The organism is Desulfolithobacter sp., assembly GCF_054025815.1.
Genome location: NZ_JBPMMS010000024.1, coordinates 1 through 18,750, shown reverse-complemented (window position 1 = coordinate 18,750; position 18,750 = coordinate 1). Strand labels below are relative to the sequence as shown.

Here is an 18,750-nt window from a genome sequence, read left to right as displayed (position 1 = left end):
ACTGACCCTCCCCGGGTCTGGAACGTTTTTGAATCCTTGTTCGGAAGCGGAGTTTGCCGATATTACAATATGGAGCCGCTGCCCTTGCCGGCAGCGGCTTTTTCTTTGTTTTTTCCATACTTCTCGGTCTTGACACCGGTTTGGCCTATACTTATTGTTGCGTCAGGTTTGGATCCCCTGCCTGTGCGACCAGCGGGAACCCAACCCTTTCCGGATCTGTTACCAACCTTTGCGGATGTTTTTCCGGAGTGCACAGGGATATCCTAATCAGCGGCTTGCTCTGCTGGTCTCCTGGATGGTGACAGATGGTTGCCCAATTGCCGCTGATTGAGGAAAAGACCTTGTTCGGAAAAGATAACCACTGAGGGAGATACGATAACGTGAGTGAGCATAATAAGAAATACCAGGATCAGGAAACTCAACAGGAAGACAGAGAAATGCCCGAAGGTCACTCCTCTGGCGAGGAAGCCGCAGACCGGTTAGAGGAAGCGACGGCCTCTGAAGCCGAAGCCTTGCGCCAGGAACTGGAGGAAACCAAGGATCGAATGCTCCGTATCGCTGCCGACGCTGACAACTTCAAGAAGCGGATGGAGCGGGAAAAGGAAAACCTGGTCAAGTACGCCGGAGAAAATATCCTTCGCGAGTTGCTCAGCACCGTGGACAACCTGGAGCGGGCCCTTGAGCAGGCTGCCGTCGAGACCGTGGATGTCGAGAAGAAGCTTGAGGCCCTGATCGAGGGTCTGGAGTTGACCCACAAGGGGTTGGTATCCACTTTGGAGAAGTTTGATGTCGAGCCTATTGAGTCGGTGGGCAAGGAGTTTAATCCCAACGAGCACGAGGCACTGACCATGGAGCAAAGTGATGATGTGCCCCAGGGCCACGTGGCCCGTGAATTTGTCAAAGGGTATCGATTCAAGGACCGGCTGCTGAGAGATGCCAAGGTGGCAGTATCCAGTGGCCCTGCTGTCAAAGAGGAAAATTAACTGGAATTCCGACCACCATCTTGACAAGGCGTAATTGATGCGCATTGTAAAGATGGCAGCTGGTAAGCAAGCAAAGATTCCGGGTAAGATGTACTCCAGGTAGGTGAAGATTCCGAATGGCAGAGGATCTGATGGAGTAAAGATTTCGGGCTTTGAGGTTACAGGCTGACTACTGAATATAAGGAGACAAGGAGACTTATCATGGGAAAAATAATAGGAATTGACCTGGGGACAACCAACTCGTGTGTCGCCGTCATGGAGGGCGGAGAGCCCAAGGTTATAGAGAACACTGAAGGAAATCGCACAACACCGTCGGTGGTTGCCTTTGCAGATAACGGTGAACGGCTGGTGGGGCAGGTGGCCAAACGCCAGGCTGTTACCAATCCAAACCGGACCCTGTTTGCCATCAAGCGGCTCATCGGCCGGAAGTACAGTGATCCTGAGGTGCAGAAATCCATCGAGATCAGTCCGTTCAAGATCGTGGAAGCTTCCAACGGCGACGCCGCGGTCGAGGTGGACGGAAAGGTGTACAGCCCGGCCGAGATTTCAGCCATGATTCTTGGCAAGTTGAAAAAGGATGCCGAGGAGTATTTCGGTGAACCGGTAACCGATGCGGTTATCACGGTTCCTGCCTACTTCAATGACTCCCAGCGTCAGGCCACCAAGGATGCGGGCAAGATTGCAGGCCTTGACGTAAAAAGGATCATCAACGAGCCCACTGCCGCATCCCTAGCGTACGGTCTTGACAAGAAAGGTGAAGAAAAGATTGCGGTCTTCGATCTGGGTGGTGGAACGTTCGACGTGTCCATCCTCGAGATCGGTGATGGCGTGTTCGAGGTAAAATCCACCAACGGCGACACTTTTCTTGGCGGTGAAGACTTTGACATGCGTATTGTCAACTGGCTGGCTGACGAATTCAAACGGGATCAGGGAGTTGATCTGCGCAACGACAACATGGCCCTGCAGCGACTCAAGGAAGAGGCGGAAAAGGCCAAGAAAGAGTTGTCCACCGCCATGGAGACTGACATCAATCTGCCCTTTATCACCGCGGACGCCACCGGGCCAAAACATCTGAACATGAAGCTGACCCGGGCCAAGCTGGAGAGTCTGGTCGAGGATTTGATTGAGCGGACCGAAGGCCCTTGCCGGACAGCGTTGCAGGATGCCGGGCTGAGCGCATCCGACATTGATGAGGTTATCCTGGTCGGTGGTATGACCCGGATGCCGAAAGTGCAGGAAAAGGTCAAGGAAATTTTTGGCAAGGAGCCGCATAAGGGTGTTAACCCGGATGAAGTGGTTGCCATTGGCGCAGCCATCCAGGCGGGTGTACTCAAGGGCGATGTCAAGGACGTCCTTCTGCTCGACGTGACCCCGCTGTCGCTGGGTATTGAGACCATGGGTGGTGTTATGACCAAGCTCATCGAGAAGAACACCACCGTACCGACCAAGAAGAGTCAGATCTTCTCCACCGCGGCCGACAACCAGCCGGCCGTATCTATCCATGTGCTCCAGGGTGAGCGCGAGATGGCGGCAGACAATAAGACCATCGGCCGCTTCGAGCTGACCGATATCCCTCCGGCACCGCGTGGCGTACCGCAGATCGAGGTCACCTTTGACCTGGATGCCAACGGTATCCTCCACGTGTCGGCCAAGGATCTTGGTACAGGCAAGGAACAGTCGATCCGGATTACGGCCTCTTCCGGTCTGACCGAGGAGGAAATCGAGCGGATGAAAAAGGACGCCGAACTCCATGCCGAAGAGGACAAGAAGCGCCGGGCCCTGGTCGAGGCCAAGAACAATGGCGACTCTCTGATCCACATGACTCAGAAGAGCCTGGGTGAGCTTGGTGACAAGGTGGATGCGGAGACCAAGGCCAATGTTGAGCGTGAGATTGAGAACCTGAAGAAAGCTCTTGAGGGTGATGACATCGATGCCATCAAGAAGGGCACCGATGCCCTGACCCAGGCCTCCCACAAACTGGCCGAGCTGATGTACGCTCAGGCCTCCCAGAATCAGGGAGCAGCCGGTGGCGGTGCAGCCGGTGCGGCAGGTGCGGGCGCAGCTGGAGGGGCCACGGGTACCGCCGGCAAGAAATCCGGAGGCAGCAGCGATGACGATGATGTTGTGGACGCTGACTTCGAAGAAGTGAAGTAAGTCATATTACTGTTTGTTCCAACAGGGAGTGCGGAGAAAATCTGCACTCCCTTTTTTTTTTATTTTAGGGTATAGGAGCAGGGCAGGTGGCGCACTGGTTACGGGCATCTTCTACCTGTACCGGCTGTGCGCGGTTTCTGCTTTCTCCGTGCACAGTGTCAGCCAACACTTCGTGGTGATACATGTCGCACCATGGTGCTGGTTTTTATCCCGTGGGTATATCTCTTTGCTCTTGAGGAGTGGACGTCATGTCCCATGCGCACCTGTGTTTTCCGGGAACAAGTATTTGTTGTCTGTGGTAACTAAATGAATTTATAGATATACATTGACAAGTAATCGGTATGGTGAGAGCAATGAAACGAATTCTTTCAGGTATTCAGCCTTCGGGCCAGCTGCACATCGGTAACTATTTCGGCATGATGAAGACCATGATCTCCAATATGGAGAACGCGGATCTCTATGTCTTTATCGTCGATCTCCACGCCCTTACCTCGGTGCATGACCGGGAGCGGTTGCGCCAGGGCACTCTGGAGGCGGCGGCGGATTTTCTGGCCCTGGGCCTGGATCCGGACCGGTGTACTTTCTGGGTTCAGTCAGATGTGCCTGAGGTTTGCGAACTGATGTGGGTGCTCTCCACCATGACCCCCATGGGGCTGCTGGAGCGGTGTCATTCCTACAAGGACAAGGTGGCCAAGGGCATTTCTCCCAGCCACGGCTTGTTCAGCTATCCGGTGCTGATGGCGGCCGACATCCTGCTCTACCAGGCGGAAATTGTGCCCGTTGGCAAGGATCAGAAGCAGCACCTGGAGGTGACCCGCGATATTGCCATCAAGTTCAACAACACCTATGGCGAAACCTTTGTCCTGCCCGAACCTGCCATCTCCGAATCCACCGCCATAGTTCCTGGTATTGACGGCCAGAAAATGTCCAAGTCCTATGGGAACACGATCCCGATCTTTCTGGATGACAAGGCGCTCAGAAAACGGGTCATGGCCATCCAGACCGATTCCACCCCGGTGGAGGATCCCAAGGATCCGGAGACGTGCAACCTGTTTGCCCTGTTCAAGCTTTTTGCCCCGGAAGACCGGTTGAAAGAGGTTTATGATCTTTATGTGAATGGCGGCGCCGCTTATGGCTATATCAAGCAGGAGTTGTTTGAGTTAATCCGCGATTATTTCGGCGATGCCCGGGCAAAAAAGAAAGAACTGCTTGAAAATCAGGATTACCTTCGCGAGGTGCTTGCTAAAGGAGCGGAAAAGGCCAGGGCCCATGCAGAACAAACATTGGCCCTGGTGCGCGACAGAGTCGGGCTCACCTATTGATTATAAGCGGGCTGTTCATGTACCAGGCTGCGGCCTTATCCAGGCCGGTACGAACTGAATATTCCGGTTCGTAGCCGATATTTTTTCTCGCCTTGCTGATATCGGCAAGAGAGTGGCGTACGTCGCCTGGACGGAAATCCCGGTATACTGGCTCTGCCTGTGCGGCATGGGGGAACTTCTCAGCGATCCTGTCTCGGATCATGTAAAAGAGTTCGTTTAAGCTGGTGCGCTCGCCAAAAGCGACGTTGTAGACCTGATCAGCTGCCTCGTCCCCGGCGGTGGCTGCCATCAGGTTGGCCTGCACACAGTTGTCGATGAAGCAGAAGTCCCTGCTGGTCTCTCCGTCCCCGTTGATGTACACGGGCTCATTCTTCATCAATCCGGCAAACCATTTGGGGATGACCGCGGCGTAGGAACCGGCCGGGTCCTGGCGCTGGCCGAAAATGTTGAAATAACGGAGCCCGATGGTCCTGAAACCATAGGTCCGGGCGAAAACCGAACTGTACAGTTCGTTGACCAGCTTGGTTACCGCGTATGGTGAAAGGGGATTGCCGATTTTGTTCTCCACCTTGGGCAGGTCAGGATGATCGCCATAGGTGGAGCTCGAGGCGGCGTAGACAAACCGCTTTACCTGGTTGTCCCGTGCTGCCACCAGCATGTTGAGGAAGCCGGAGATGTTGTTCTCGTTGGTGGTTACCGGATCTTCGATGGAGCGTGGTACCGAGCCCAGCGCGGCCTGGTGCAGGACATAATCCACTCCCCGGCAGGCCTGCTGGCAGGTGCCCAAGTCGCGGATGTCTCCTTCGATAAACCGGAACCGGTTCCACTGCTTTGCGGTGACCAGGCCCTGGACTTCGTCGAGATTATGCTGGAAACCGGTGGCAAAGTTGTCCAGCCCGACAACCTCCTGGTCCAGGCGGAGAAGGGTTTCGAGCAGGTTGGAGCCGATAAAGCCGGCCACGCCGGTGATCAGCCAGGTACAGGGCTTCTTTTTCAGGGTAGTTAGCCGCTGACTGTAAAGTGACATGTCCTTCCTTTGTGGTTGCGGAACTGGCGAATTCTGTATGTCAGAGTAGTCCTGGTCGGGATGTAATGTGGCATGGGCACGTGCTGTCTTTTACAGACCATGTCTCTCGATGTTTTTCCCTCTTATTTTTGTTTGTGCTGTTTTCCGGATGTTTTCCACTTGTTGTCGTCCAGAAGCAAAAAAATGGTCGGGACTATGTTTGGAACATCAATGGTGCTGCTGCCTGTGGGCATGTCGAGAAACGGGGTGTTTTCCGCAAAATATTCATGGCTGTCTGCATTGTTTATGGCCAGGTTAGGCAGGTTGTCCGCCAGGCGGCGGCAACCGTTCTGCCCATATATAAAATCGTTGGTTCCTGCCACAACCGTGAAGTGCGAGGTTTCGTGGACAATGGTTCCTGCCTGGGAATCCGTGCCGGTTACCTCGACCTCCCAGAAAACGTTACAGGGATGGATTTCGTATGGGATACTGGGATACACATATGCAAAATAGTTTTCGGTACAGTCACAGACAAAGGTGATCTGCTGGTTGCTCAGTGCGTCATCTATCTTGTTGAAATGTTCTTGAACGGTATCGTAACGGGAGGGCTCATACTCGCCAAACCATTCGAGATAGCGTTCTGCCAGGGCGCGCTTGTCGACCGGAGTGTCGGCAAGGTCCTGCCTGGCGATTCGGGCTATCTCCTGGCTTGCTGCCAGGGCGCTTTCAAGTATATATTGTTCGGTGACTGTACATCCGGAGTAGGCAGGGAGCTTGCTTTTTCTGGAGACAGGGCGGGGCGCAGTTACGAGATCTTCGAGGATATTGGACAGTATAAAGGATTTCAATGGCCCGTCTGTTTCAGGTATGGCTGTGGGATTCAGCCTGAATCGGATGGTATACCTTCCTGTTTTTCCGAAATCATAAAGTTTGGCAAGGTCAATGTCAGCTTCTATGCTTTTGCCCGGGCCCAGAATAAGGTAATCCTCCGCTTTCGGTGTTGTTCTCTTTATGAGTTTTCCAAAATATTGGACTTCCCGCCCGTCTCTCTGTACCGAAAACATATTGGTGCCGATTTCTTTTGCGAGAGGTGTGTGCCATTTCAGTATCCGAATTGTTCTGTCGGAAATGTTTTGTATGGAGACGTGAATCCGGTAACCCTTCCCTCGGTCGGTCTTGGATTTGCTTATCGTTATTTTCAGTCTTTCCTGCAAGGGAGATGCCCCCATGCTGCTGGCATGGGAGAAGGTTGCAAACAGAAACGGGATAATGGCGCAGATGATAAGCAGTGCTGTCTTCTGGATGAAATACATGGTGTTTCCTGATGTTGATTCTCGGGACCCGGTATGGATCGAAAGAGCGTAATTCGTTACCTGTCGGCCTTCCTTCCGGCCTGCAGTATTGTAAATGATCTGCGATCGGTTTCCTTTTGGTTTGAGGAGGCGGTGCGTTGTGTGAGATATGACTCTAAACTCTTTTGGTTCATGACGTAATAAATATTATCACTGATTAGTGGGTCAGTGCAAGAAAGGGTTCAGGTTTTTGGGATCGTTCCTGTCTTTTTGTGCAATTTTTTTGATAGAGGAAGGGGTGGGCGCAGGTTCACACCGGCTGCCTATTGGTCAGGTAGAGTCCGCAGAAGACCAGCAGGCCGCCGATATAAAGTGAGCTGTCCGGCCGTTCCCCAAGCAGAAGGATGCCCAGGCTGACCCCGGCCACCGGGACCAGGTTTACAAACAATGAGGCCCGTCCGGCGCCAAGTTCCTGCACTCCCTGGTAAAACCAGATAAAACCTATGGTGGTGCCGAAAATCGCCATATAGACCAGGCTGGCCAGAGCCCGGGGGCTGGCACCGGTGACCACGGGCGGGTGACCGGCCAGGAGCGCGGCAATAGTGAGAAATATTGCTCCGGCCACGCAGGAATAGGTCACTGCCACCAGCGGCGATATACGGAGGAGTTGTTTTTTGCCGATGATCGAATAGGCGGCCCAGCTTAATACGCAGCCCATCAGGGAAAGTTCTCCCGGACCGACATTTCCCTGAAGGATCTTCATGGGATGGCCGTGGGAGATGACGGTGACGGCCCCGGCCAGCGCCAGTGTTGCACCGATGCTGCGCTGGGTGCTGAACCGTTCGCCGAGAAGCGGGATAGCCAGCAGGGCCGTGACCACAGGGTTGGCGGCGATGATCATGGCGCCGCGACCGGCTTCCACGGTCTGCAGGCCGGTGAAAAAGAGGATGTTGTAGGCAAAGATTCCGGTCAGGCCAAGCAGAGCCATGGCCACCATCTGGCGCATGTCCAGGCGTGGCAGTTTCTTTTCCCTCAGCCAGGTGACCAGGAGGAGCATGGTGGAGGCAAGCAGGAAGCGTCCGGAAGCGGCTGCCAGGGGATGCATCTCCTCCGAGACCCAGCGGCCGGCAACAAAGGTGCCGCCCCAGAAGATCATGGTCAGGATCAGGCGGATGTACGTGGTGTTGATTGGCAACATCTGGGCTCCTGTTGTCCGGTGATTGAGTGCTTTCCGGTTGGTGGCAGGGGAGACGGCAGAAAGTGGAATAAAACAGAATAAAAAACGGCGGACCGTCAGGCCCGCCGTCAGTGTTCATGGCTGGTGAGCCGGTCCCGGGTTAGAAATCAACCAGTTCAACGTCAAAGACCAGCCAGGCACCGGGCGGGATCACGCCACCGGCGCCGCGGTCGCCGTAGGCCAGGTCCGGCGGAATGATCAGGATTCGCTTCTCGCCCCGTTTCATCTGGCTCAGAGCCTCGTCCCAGCCGCGGATCACCCGGCCGACACCCACTGGGAAGCTGATGGGTTCGCCGCGGTCATAGGAGGAGTCGAACGTGCGTCCGTTGGCCAGGAGCCGGCCGGTGTAATGGGCCTTCACTGTTGCGCCGGGTCTGGGAGTGTCCCCTTCGCCTTCCTTGACAACAACATAATAGAGGCCGGAGGCGGTTTTCCTGGCCTCGGGCCATTTCTCCTTGATCATCTCCCGGACCGCATCGGCTTCCTTCTGCCGGGCCTCTTCTTCTTTCTGTTTCAGGGCGGCAAGTGTTGCTTCAAAGGCCTTGTGATCGGTCTGGAACTCTTTGGCCTCTTTGCCAACCCGGATTATCTCGACCTTTTCTATTTTGTCGCCCTGTTTAATATTGTTTACTACGTTCTGGCCTTCCACAACCTCGCCGAAAATGGTGTGCTTGCCATTCAGGTGCGGTGTGGGGACATGGGTGATGAAAAACTGGCTGCCATTGGTGCCCGGGCCGGCATTGGCCATGGCCAGCAGTCCTGGCCGATTGAATTTGAGCTCTGGAACGATTTCATCAGGGAAGGTGTAATCCGGCCCTCCGGTTCCAGTACCCAGCGGGCAGCCGCCCTGGATCATGAAATCTTTGATCACACGGTGAAAGGTGAGGCCGTCATAGAAGTGAACGCCGGTGGGTTTCGCAGCCCCACCCAGGATCTGCGTGCCTTCGGCGAGGCCGACAAAGTTGATGACTGTGAGCGGGGTCTTGTCGTAATAGAGTTTGAGGAGAATGTCGCCTTTGGTGGTTATGAGTTTTGCATAGAGTCCGTCTTTCATGGTTTGTTCCTTTGCCTGTATGGCCTGGCCGGACAGGCAGAGCAGTCCTGTCAGGAGAAGTAAGAAAATGTTTCTGCGCATAATATGCTTGTGTCGCCGGTTCGGATTTTCCTGGTGAAAAACTATTGATTTCTTGCTGCCGGAGGATCCTGCTGCAACAGGTCTGCTTAACTATCCAGCTGATTCTTGTCAAGTAAAACTCTCTCCTGTTGCCCAGGTTGCATTGCCGGCAGACGGTGATTTGGCCTGGAAAAATTTGTCCGGGCCTGCTTTTCACGGTCAGGGGTTCGTTCCCTATTGACTCGGCATGGCAATCCTGTTTAAATAGGCTGATTTGTGTGCTGAGTTGCGAAATATGTGGTGGCAGGGCAGGAGGCGGATTGCTGTACAAGGTATACCGCATGGCGGGCAGGGTTGTCTGGTTGGCTCTCCTGCTGTCCTCTCCCCTGGTTAAAAAAATTGCTTCCAATGGCCTTGGATTCGGCCTGGCACAGCGCCTGGGCCGGTATCCTGAATTTGCTGACAAGCGACCCGGGGTGCCCAGGATATGGATTCATGCGGCTTCGGTCGGTGAGGTGAAGGCCGCCAGGGCTCTCATTGGCGGGTTGCGGGCCTGGTCTCGGGAACTGGAGATTGTTCTGACGACCATGACCCGGCAGGGGCAGCGGGTTGCCGCCAGGCAGCTGGCCGGTCAGGCCACCTGCCTGGTGGCGCCACTGGATGCGGCTCCTGCTGTACGCCTGGCGCAGTCGCACATACGACCTGACTGTTACATCTGTCTTGAAACCGAACTCTGGCCCGTGATGCTCTCGGACCTGTCCCATGCCGGAATTCCCATGCTGCTCCTCAATGGCAGAATGTCGGAGCGATCCAGCAGGCGGTACCGGCATCTTGGCTCACTTGTTCCACACGTTCTGGCCGGTTTTGTGCGTATCGGCGTGATAAGCGAAGCCGACCGGGCTCGTTTTCAGGCTCTGGGTGTGCCAGACGAAAAAATCGAGGTCACCGGTAACGTCAAGTACGACCCTGGAGACAAGGCAGACCCTGCAGATCGGGAGCGCTTCCGGAGGTTGCTGGGCGTGCGGGACGAGATCGTGTTTGTTTGCGGATCTACGCGCAGCGGTGAAGAATTATTGCTGGCTGATGTGGTACAGAACCTGCGCCAGACAAGCGGTCGGGGCATTGTCTGGGTCGTGGCGCCCCGGCATCTGGAACGGCTTGAGACAGTACGGCGGGAACTCTCGCTGCGGAGCCTGGAAAGTGATTTTTTTTCTGCCCTCCGGGGCGGCGCGGCCAGGCGTCACGGGGTGGTTCTGGTGGACACCCTGGGAGACCTGGCCGATCTGTATGCGGCCGGAGATTATCTGTTCTGCGGAGGCAGCCTGGTGGACAAGGGCGGCCACAACATCATGGAGGCGGTCCGCTGGGGCCGGCCGGTCTACTTCGGCCCGAGCATGAAGGATTTCCGGGATGCCGTGGAACTGGTAGTTCAGGGTGGCTGTGGATTCCAGGTAAGAGACACCCGGGAGTTGACCAGAACTCTGCGTGCCCACATGGCTGACCGGAAAAAATACAGTGCCATCTGTGCGGCCGCCCGCAGGGTATCAAGTGCCCAGAAAGGAGCTGCTCGACGCCAGGCGGCCATGGTAATGGATGTAATACAGCGTGCCGAATAAGTTGTTTTGCCAAGGTAAACCCGAAAGTCGCGCTTTCCTGGTTGAAGCGGGGCAGGACTTTCAACCCTAACGTAACAAAATATATGAAAGCAATGATTGCGCTTGAGGACGGAACAGTCCTCACCGGCAGGTCGTTCACCGGCCCTGGAGAAGCAGTGGGCGAGATCGTCTTCAACACCTCCATGAGCGGCTACCAGGAAATACTGACCGATCCATCGTATACCGGTCAGCTGGTGACTATGACCTATCCCCTGATCGGCAATTATGGTGTCAACGATGAGGATATGGAGTCGGCCGGAGTCCATCCCCGCGCCTTTTTGATGAAAGAATATCAGCGATTTCCGTCGAACTATCGGGCTACGGCCACCCTGGCGGAATTTCTTGAGAAGTACGGTATTCTCGGTATAGAAGGGGTGGATACCAGGATGTTGACCCGATTGATCCGTAACACCGGAGCCATGAAGGCCGTTATTTCCACCGAGGATCTTGACAGGGATTCGCTGGTCCGGAGGGCCAGGGAGTGGCCGGGCCTGGTGGGCAGGGACATGGTCGCCCGGGTGACCTGCGCCAGGCCATATGGCTGGACAGAGGCCGGACCGGTGGAAGGGGCCGGGTATCCGGAGGCGGACCAGAAGAGGTTCAAGGTTGTAGCCTATGATTTTGGCATCAAGTTCAATCAGTTGCGTATCCTGACCGAGCTTGGTTGTGCGGTCCAGGTTGTCCCGGCGACAACCTCGGCCGACGAGGTTTTGGCCCTGGAGCCCGACGGAATTTTCCTTTCCAACGGGCCCGGCGATCCGGCCGGGGTGGAGGGCGTGGTCGATAATGTCCGGCAGCTACTTGGCAAAAAGCCCATCTTCGGTATCTGTCTTGGCCACCAGATTTTGGGACTTGCTTTCGGTGGGTCGACATACAAGCTGAAATTTGGTCATCGAGGGGGTAATCAGCCGGTCAAGGATCTGGCCACCGGTAAGGTCGAGATCACCTCCCAGAACCATGGTTTTTGCGTAGACCCTGACAGTCTGCCCGCTGAGGTGGAAGTGACCCACATAAATCTCAACGATGGCAGCCTTGAGGGAATGCGGCATTCAAAGTATCCGGTGTTCTCCGTTCAGTATCACCCGGAGCATGCCCCGGGGCCGCATGATGCCCAGTATCTTTTTGATCGGTTTGTCGAACTTTTGGCCGATAACAACTGATATTGAATTATCCTTTTTCTGCAACCTGACATTTAAAACGATGCCTAAGCGTACAGATATACATAAGATTCTCATTATCGGCTCCGGGCCAATCATTATCAGCCAGGCCTGTGAGTTTGACTACTCCGGCACCCAGGCGGTCAAGGCCTTGAAAGAGGAGGGGTACGAGGTTGTCCTGATCAACTCCAATCCCGCCACCATCATGACCGATCCGGAATTGGCCGATCGAACCTATATCGAACCCATCACCCCGGAATGCGTGATTCGGGTGATAGAGCGCGAGCGTCCCGACGCCCTGTTGCCGACGCTGGGAGGGCAGACCGGGCTTAACACAGCCATCAAGGTCGCGGAAACCGGAACGCTGGACAAGTACGGGGTTGAACTGCTGGCCGCCAATATCGATGTTATCCGCAAGGCCGAGGGACGGGAGGAGTTTCGAGCCGCCATGCGCAAGATCGGTCTTAATGTGCCTGAATCGGCCATTGTCCATACCCTGGACGATGCCATGACCGCAGGTGAGACCATCGGTTTTCCGCTTATTGTCCGGCCCAGTTTCACCCTGGGTGGCACCGGTGGCGGAGTGGCCTATAACCGAAAGGAACTCAGGGATCTGGCCACTGCCGGGCTCGATTTGTCAATGACAACCGAGATCATGATTGAACGGAGCCTGCTCGGCTGGAAGGAGTATGAGCTCGAGGTCATGCGGGACCGCAATGACAATGTTGTCATTATCTGTGCCATCGAAAATATGGATGCCATGGGGGTCCACACAGGTGATTCCATCACCGTGGCTCCGGCTCAGACGCTTACCGACCGGGAGTACCAGGACATGCGCGATGCCGCCATTGCCATCATTCGGGAAATCGGGGTGGAAACGGGTGGCTCAAATGTGCAGTTTGCCGTCAATCCCGAAGATGGAGAGCTCATGGTCATCGAGATGAATCCGCGGGTCTCGCGTTCCTCTGCCCTGGCCTCAAAAGCAACCGGATTTCCCATCGCCAAGATAGCGGCCAAACTGGCGGTTGGTTATACTCTTGATGAAATTCCTAATGATATTACAAAAGAAACCTATGCCGCCTTCGAGCCGACCATTGATTACTGTGTGGTCAAAATTCCACGTTGGACTTTTGAAAAATTTCCTGAAGCCGAAGACACCCTGACCACGGCCATGAAGTCTGTCGGTGAGACCATGGCCATCGGACGGACTTTCAAAGAAGCGTTCCAAAAGGGGATTCGTTCCCTGGAAATCGGACGGATGGGCTTTGGCTTTGACGGTAAGGAAGAGCTGGCAGATATGCACTGGCGGGATCTGGAACAGGGATTGACCCGACCCAATTCCAGGCGGATTGCCTACCTGTTCGAGGCCCTGCGCAGGGATATGGATCTTGAACGGATCCACGAGCTGACCCATATCGATCCCTGGTTTCTGACCAACCTGCGAGATATAGTGGATACTGGAAAGAAGTTGTCGGACAAAGGATTTTCCGGACTTGACCAGGAGGTCCTGTATCAGGCCAAGCAGATTGGTTTTTCGGATGTGCAACTGGCGCAGATCACAGGTACCTCGGAGGATGATATCCGACAGCTCCGCAAAAAGGAAGGAATCGAGCCGGTATACAAGTTGGTCGATACCTGTGCGGCCGAGTTTGAATCCTACACACCCTACTATTATTCCACCTACGAACAGGAAGACGAGGCCAGGATAACCGACAGGAAGAAAATCATGATTCTTGGTGGCGGCCCTAACCGGATCGGCCAGGGCATCGAGTTTGACTACTGTTGTGTTCACGCTTCGTTTGCTCTCCGTGAAATCGGGGTCGAGTCGATCATGGTCAATTCCAATCCCGAAACGGTCTCCACGGACTACGACACTTCGGACAAGCTCTATTTCGAGCCCTTGACCCGGGAAGATGTGCTCAATATTATCGAACGGGAACAGCCAGACGGTGTTATTGTCCAGTTTGGCGGGCAGACACCGCTCAATCTCGCGGTACCTCTTGATCAGGCAGGAGTGAAGATTATCGGCACTCCCCCGGATGCCATTGACCGGGCCGAGGACCGCAAGCGTTTCCAGCAGTTCCTTCAGAAACTCGGATTACGCCAGCCGGAAAACGGTACAGTCCATACACTTGACGAGGCCCTGGCAGAAGCCGAGCGTATCGGGTACCCCGTGGTCGTGCGACCGTCCTATGTGCTCGGGGGCCGTGATATGCGTATTGTCTATAACGAGCAGGGAATCCGTGACTTTATGGCTATCCCCGGTATTGCCGGCGGCGAGCATCCTGTACTGCTGGACAAGTTTCTCAAGGATGCCATAGAAGTGGATGTGGATGCAGTATCCGATGGAAAGTTGACCGTGATCGGTGGAATCATGGAGCATATTGAAGAGGCCGGAATCCATTCCGGTGACTCGGCCTGTGTCCTGCCGCCCCATACCCTGTCCAGGGAAATGATTGCCGAGATTACCCGGGCCACCAAGGCCATGGCCGAAGAACTTGGGGTGGTCGGCCTTATGAATGTCCAGTACGCGGTTAAGGATGAGAATCTCTATGTGCTGGAGGTCAATCCCCGGGCGTCCCGGACCGTGCCCTTTGTCTCCAAGGCCACTGGAGTGCCGCTGGCCAAGATCGCCACCAAGGTGATGATGGGATTTAGTCTTCAACAACTCGGTTTCACAGAGGAAAAGCAGATTAGCCACTGGGCGGTGAAAGAGGCAGTGTTTCCCTTTGACCGGTTCGAAAACGTGGATACTCTGCTGGGTCCTGAAATGAAGTCCACCGGTGAAGTCATGGGTATCGATGATTCCCTGGGACTTGCGGTGGCTAAATCCCAGCAGGCCGCTGGCCAGGATCTGCCGCTGTCGGGCACGGTTTTTATCAGTGTGCGCAAGGGAGACAAGGAGGGCGTCCTTCCGGTGGCAGCCAAACTGAGGGAGATCGGTTTTTCTCTGGTGGCGACACGTGGTACGGCCCTGTTTCTCCAGGAGAACGGGGTCTTGTGCGAAAGGGTCAACAAGATTTCCCAGGGACGGCCCCATATTCTGGACAAGATCCAGGACGGTGCCATCCAGTGGATCATCAATACATCCTCAGGGTCACGGACCACCGAGGATTCCTACACCATTCGCCGGGCAGCACTTGATTTTCATATTCCCTATACAACAACTATTTCAGGAGCTTCATCCATTGTTCAGGCTATTGCCACCATCGGCAATCAGGAAATTGCTGTCAAGACGGTCCAGGAGTTTTCCGCCGACAATGAATAACGCATCCGGACGGGATGTCGGAAAACGACGGGGAGTGACCGGGGCCTCTTCTCCGGGTATTCCTGACCCTGGTATCTTCCCCCGGCACGGTTGCCGATTCTGAATCGCCTCTGGAAAAAAATAACAGTACACCACTTCTGACTTTGAAATCCTTAGTGCTCTTCCTGTATTTGATGATTATGTTATTGTGGAGTGCACACGTCGGGGGTCGGAGACGCCTGACCCCGTAAGGACTCTTACATTATATATTTTGGAGATTCTGTTTGAACACTTTCTATAAAAACCTGAGTATGTGGCTGGTGATTGGTCTGACCATGATCCTGCTTTTCAACCTGTTCAATAAACCGCAGGGTCAGCAGACCGCCATGACCTACTCCGAGTTCTGGTCCAGCGTGGAAAACGGGGTTATCAACAAGGTCACCATCCAGGGGGACAAAATCTATGGTATCAATGGCAATGGGCGACCCTTTGTCACCGTGGTGCCACCGGACCTCGAACTGATTCCCATGCTGCGGAAATCCGGGGTGGATATTACGGTCAAGGAACCGGAGCGGGAATCGCTGTGGATGTCCATCTTCATTTCCTGGTTTCCCATGCTGCTGCTTATTGGTGTGTGGATATTTTTCATGCGCCAGATGCAGATGGGGGGCAAGGGTGGAGCCTTGTCTTTTGGCAAGACCCGGGCCAAACTGCAGGGTGAAGGTGAGGTCAATATTACTTTCAAGGATGTGGCAGGCATCGATGAGGCCAAGGAAGAACTTGAAGAAATTGTCGATTTCCTGATGGATCCGCAGAAGTTCACCAGGCTTGGCGGGCGTATTCCAAAAGGTGTCTTGCTTGCCGGACCTCCAGGAACCGGCAAGACGCTTCTGGCCAAGGCCATTGCCGGCGAGGCCGGGGTGCCGTTTTTTACCATTTCAGGTTCTGACTTTGTCGAGATGTTCGTGGGGGTCGGCGCTTCACGGGTTCGTGACCTGTTCAATCAGGGCAAGAAACACGCTCCCTGTATTATTTTTATCGATGAGATAGACGCGGTTGGTCGTCACCGGGGAGCCGGACTGGGTGGTGGTCATGATGAACGCGAGCAGACTTTGAACCAGCTGCTGGTTGAAATGGATGGCTTCGAGGCCAACGAGGGGGTCATTATCATCGCGGCCACCAACAGGCCTGACGTCCTTGATCCTGCCCTTTTGCGGCCTGGTCGATTTGACCGGCAGGTGGTTGTGCCGATTCCTGATATCAAGGGCCGGGAAAAGATTCTCGAGATATACGGTCGAAAAACCAAAATGGCCGCTGATGTCGACTTTGCTGTCATTGCCCGAGGTACGCCCGGATTTTCCGGCGCTGATCTGGAAAATTTGATCAACGAGGCAGCACTCATGGCCGCCCGTGCCGGCGAGGAAGAGATCACTCTGGAGCGGCTCGAGCAGGCCAAGGACAAGATCATGATGGGTGCTGAACGCAAGTCCATGATCATAAGTGAAAAGGAAAAAGAGGTCACAGCCTACCACGAAGCCGGGCATGCACTGGTTGCCCGGTTGTTGCCGGATACCGATCCCATTCACAAGGTGACCATTATTCCGCGCGGCAGGGCGCTCGGCCTGACCATGCAGCTTCCTCTGGATGAGAAATATACCCATTCGAAAAAATATCTGCTTAACTCCATAGCTATCCTTTTTGGTGGCCGGATGGCTGAAAAATTGGTGTTTGATGAAGTTACCACCGGAGCCGGCAATGATCTCGAACGAGCTACCGAGCTGGCGAGAAAGATGGTCTGCGAGTGGGGCATGAGCGATGAGCTTGGCCCGTTGACGTATGGCAAGAAGGAGGAGCAGATCTTCCTTGGGCGGGAGATAGCCCAGCATCGGGATTATTCTGAATCCACCGCCCGGAAGATCGACGAGGCGGTCAAGAAGATTATCCTTGATGCCAGTTCCAAGGTTGAACTGCTGCTCGAGGAAAATCTCGATATCCTCAAGGCGGTGGCGAGGGAGCTTTTGGAGAAAGAGACGATCATGCTTGAGGACATCGACCGGATTATCAACGAGATGCGTCCGCCGGACGGGCAAGCGGAGGAATCCGTGCCAAAAGAACCGGCTCCGCAGCCAACCCAGCCTGCCGGTGAATCATCCGATCCTGTGCAGTCCGCCGAGGTGCGTGAGGATAAGAAATCGGAAGACAGCGGCCAGGACAACTCCCGTGAAGAGGAACCGAAGATCACCGGGGACGCTACGGTCTGAGCGGTCAGCGACAGTCTGGTTAAAACAGGTACATAAAAAGGCACAGGTTTTCCCTGTGCCTTTTGCGTGTTTCACTTTAAACCCACAAGTGAATGTCTCTTGGCATGGTAGCTGAAAAACCTGCAGTTCAGATTATGGGGATTCTCAACGTGACCCCGGATTCCTTTTCCGATGGCGGTCGTTTTACCTCCATGGATGATGTTGCAATCCAGGTTGAGGAGATGCTCTCCCAGGGGGTGGATATTATCGATGTTGGCGGGGAGTCCACCCGGCCCTTTGCCGATCCGGTTTCAGAGGACCAGGAGCTTGAGCGGGTCCTTCCCGCCATCGAGACCATCCGGCAACAGACCGATATCCCCATTTCCATTGATACTACCAAAGCCTCTGTGGCCCGAGCCGCGCTGGCTGCCGGGGCCAGCATGGTCAACGATATCTCTGCCCTGCGCCATGACCCGGAAATGATCGAGGTGGTGCGTTCGTATGACGGTCCGGTCATCATTATGCATATGCAGGGCACGCCCCGGACCATGCAACTCGATCCGCACTATGATGATGTGGTGGAAGATATCATCACCTTTTTTCAGGAGCGGATTGCCTGGATGAGCGAAGAACAGGGTATTGATCCACGGAGGATCATAATTGATCCCGGCATAGGCTTTGGCAAGACCCTGGAGCATAATCTTGAAATCCTGCGCAACGTGGCCCGGTTCCGGGCAACCGGTCACCGGGTGCTGATCGGTCATTCCCGCAAGTCCTTTTTTGACAAACTGTTCGGAATTCCCGTGACCGAACGGGACTGTCCCACCGCTGTGGTCTCGGCTCTCTGCTTCCTGCAGGGGGCGGATATCATCCGGGTCCATGATGTCAAGACCACCCGGCAGGCCCTGGAACTGGCGAGGCGGATCGGTTTGCCGACTTTGCCGGCCTGACCCCCTGTCACTTCGTCCGCAGCCGGTGGTGGTTCCTGGCCGGTTTATGGCTGTTGTTCCTGTTTTTCCCCGCCGGGCCCTGTTTTCTGTTTTGATGAATTTTTCTTGTTTTTTCTAAGATGGTTGTGCCACAGCCAACTTCGCTGAAGTTGGCCTGCCCTGGCGGACAACGGGACGATTTTTTAAGTGACGTAACCTCTGGCTCACGGTACTTCTATCCCAGAGTTTCCCGGAAATGCTTATCCGAAAATCGCCCATGGGCGTGGTGAGGTAGGTTGAAAAAAATGGACACCAATGTTTTTGTTATCTGACAAAACGGAGGTGTCAGCAATGGTAAAAGTTCCATACGGTCGGTATACCAAGGAGTTTCGTGAAGAGGCCACCTGTCTGGTC

General features: G+C 54.8%; 12 protein-coding genes. 8 read left to right on the top strand and 4 right to left on the bottom strand.

Annotated elements, in window-relative coordinates; genetic code table 11:
- Nucleotides 1-380 precede the first annotated feature (380 nt).
- From grpE to trpS, 3 genes are all read left to right on the top strand, one after another.
- Nucleotides 381-983 (top strand): nucleotide exchange factor GrpE, encoded by a 603-nt coding sequence (gene grpE / locus ACXJJY_RS06390; protein ID WP_456386117.1) that lies wholly within the window; start codon nt 381-383, stop codon nt 981-983.
- 201 nt (nt 984-1,184) lie between these two features.
- Nucleotides 1,185-3,137 (top strand): molecular chaperone DnaK, encoded by a 1,953-nt coding sequence (gene dnaK / locus ACXJJY_RS06385; RefSeq protein ID WP_456386115.1) that lies wholly within the window; start codon nt 1,185-1,187, stop codon nt 3,135-3,137.
- Nucleotides 3,138-3,490: 353 nt separating this feature from the next.
- Complete coding sequence (trpS, locus tag ACXJJY_RS06380; RefSeq protein ID WP_456386113.1) at nt 3,491-4,459, top strand: tryptophan--tRNA ligase; 969 nt, start codon at nt 3,491-3,493, stop codon at nt 4,457-4,459.
- On the opposite strand, the gene ACXJJY_RS06375 is transcribed toward trpS, so the two are convergent.
- The 4 genes from ACXJJY_RS06375 to ACXJJY_RS06360 form a co-directional block, all read right to left on the bottom strand.
- Nucleotides 4,449-5,486 (bottom strand): NAD-dependent epimerase/dehydratase family protein, encoded by a 1,038-nt coding sequence (locus ACXJJY_RS06375; RefSeq protein ID WP_456386111.1) that lies wholly within the window; start codon nt 5,484-5,486, stop codon nt 4,449-4,451. The two genes, trpS and ACXJJY_RS06375, sit on opposite strands and share 11 nt — an antisense overlap.
- A 122-nt stretch (nt 5,487-5,608) precedes the next feature.
- Nucleotides 5,609-6,529 carry a M35 family metallo-endopeptidase gene (locus ACXJJY_RS06370; RefSeq protein WP_456386265.1) on the bottom strand — a complete coding sequence of 307 codons (921 nt, stop codon included), beginning with the start codon at nt 6,527-6,529 and terminating at the stop codon, nt 5,609-5,611.
- Between the two features lie 538 nt (nt 6,530-7,067).
- Nucleotides 7,068-7,955 (bottom strand): DMT family transporter, encoded by an 888-nt coding sequence (locus ACXJJY_RS06365; protein WP_456386109.1) that lies wholly within the window; start codon nt 7,953-7,955, stop codon nt 7,068-7,070.
- A gap of 139 nt (nt 7,956-8,094) precedes the next feature.
- The gene (locus tag ACXJJY_RS06360) at nt 8,095-9,129 is read right to left on the bottom strand and encodes a peptidylprolyl isomerase (protein ID WP_456386107.1); all 1,035 of its coding nucleotides are present in this window, start codon (nt 9,127-9,129) and stop codon (nt 8,095-8,097) included.
- A 299-nt stretch (nt 9,130-9,428) separates the two neighbouring features.
- On the opposite strand from ACXJJY_RS06360, the gene ACXJJY_RS06355 reads away from it, so the two are divergent.
- From ACXJJY_RS06355 to folP, 5 genes are all read left to right on the top strand, one after another.
- A complete protein-coding gene (locus ACXJJY_RS06355; RefSeq protein WP_456386105.1) occupies nt 9,429-10,724 on the top strand; it encodes a 3-deoxy-D-manno-octulosonic acid transferase in 1,296 nt (431 codons plus the stop codon).
- An 83-nt stretch (nt 10,725-10,807) separates the two neighbouring features.
- Nucleotides 10,808-11,923: a glutamine-hydrolyzing carbamoyl-phosphate synthase small subunit gene (gene carA, locus ACXJJY_RS06350; protein WP_456386103.1), complete on the top strand. Its 1,116-nt coding sequence runs from the start codon at nt 10,808-10,810 to the stop codon at nt 11,921-11,923.
- A gap of 40 nt (nt 11,924-11,963) precedes the next feature.
- Entirely contained in the window at nt 11,964-15,188 is a 3,225-nt protein-coding gene (carB, locus tag ACXJJY_RS06345) for a carbamoyl-phosphate synthase large subunit (RefSeq protein ID WP_456386101.1), read from the top strand.
- A 263-nt stretch (nt 15,189-15,451) separates the two neighbouring features.
- A complete protein-coding gene (ftsH, locus tag ACXJJY_RS06340; RefSeq protein ID WP_456386099.1) occupies nt 15,452-17,428 on the top strand; it encodes an ATP-dependent zinc metalloprotease FtsH in 1,977 nt (658 codons plus the stop codon).
- A 134-nt stretch (nt 17,429-17,562) separates the two neighbouring features.
- Complete coding sequence (folP, locus tag ACXJJY_RS06335; RefSeq protein WP_456386097.1) at nt 17,563-18,357, top strand: dihydropteroate synthase; 795 nt, start codon at nt 17,563-17,565, stop codon at nt 18,355-18,357.
- The last annotated feature ends 393 nt before the right edge of the window (nt 18,358-18,750 follow it).